We start from the raw sequence: 804 nt of genomic DNA, 5'->3' as shown, positions 1-804 counted from the left end.
CAGCGCCACGCCATCGTCGTGGCCTGCCAGAGCGCCTTGTTCCTCCTTGCCTTGATGACACAGGACCTCTCTTGACCGAAGAAGACAACAAGAACAACGACAAGCCAGAAAGCACCGTGCTGCGGCGCGGGCTCGCCATCGTGGCGGGCAAGCTGATCATCGGCGCGGCCGGGCTGCTGACCGGGGTGCGCGCCATCTGGTCGGGCACCACGCCGAAGGCCGAGCAGACGCTGTACTTCGCCAACCACACCAGCCACGGCGACTTCGTGCTGCTGTGGGCCACGCTGCCACCCGACCTGCGCGCGCTCACACGGCCGGTGGCCGGGCAGGACTACTGGATGGCCTCGAAGACGCGCCAGTTCATCGGCGCCGACGTGTTCAATGCGCTGATGATCCGCCGCGACGGCTCGGGCCAGGGCGAGAACCCGGTCGAGCAAATGAAGGAGGCGCTGGATGGCGGCGACTCGCTCATCATGTTCCCCGAGGGCACGCGCAACACGGGCGACGAGATCCTGCTGCCGCTGAAGAGCGGGCTCTTCCACCTGGCGCGCGCCTGTCCCAACGTGCGGCTGGTGCCGGTGTGGATCGAGAACCTGAAACGCGTGCTGCCCAAGGGCACGCTGGTGCCGATTCCGCTGGCCTGCACAGTGCGCTACGGCGCGCCGATCTCGCTGGCCGAGGGGGAAGACAAGAACACCTTCATCGCTCGCGCGCGCACGGCGATGCTCGACCTGCGGCCCGAATACGACCGCATCGAACAACAAAACGAACAAAGCAACGGAGGGAGCGCCTCGTGATCGAACT

General features: G+C 66.4%; 1 protein-coding gene. It reads left to right on the top strand.

The window, feature by feature from the left end; translation table 11 throughout:
* Positions 1 to 71 precede the first annotated feature (71 nt).
* Positions 72 to 797, top strand: a complete 726-nt coding sequence (locus ACSFA3_RS24205; protein WP_435466010.1) for a lysophospholipid acyltransferase family protein — start codon at positions 72 to 74, stop codon at positions 795 to 797.
* The last annotated feature ends 7 nt before the right edge of the window (positions 798 to 804 follow it).

The sequence above is a fragment of the Variovorax glucosi genome, from assembly GCF_051216695.1.
Lineage (GTDB): Bacteria > Pseudomonadota > Gammaproteobacteria > Burkholderiales > Burkholderiaceae_C > Variovorax.
Note: the sequence above shows the minus strand (reverse complement) of the source record. Positions and strands in the feature narration are given on the sequence as shown.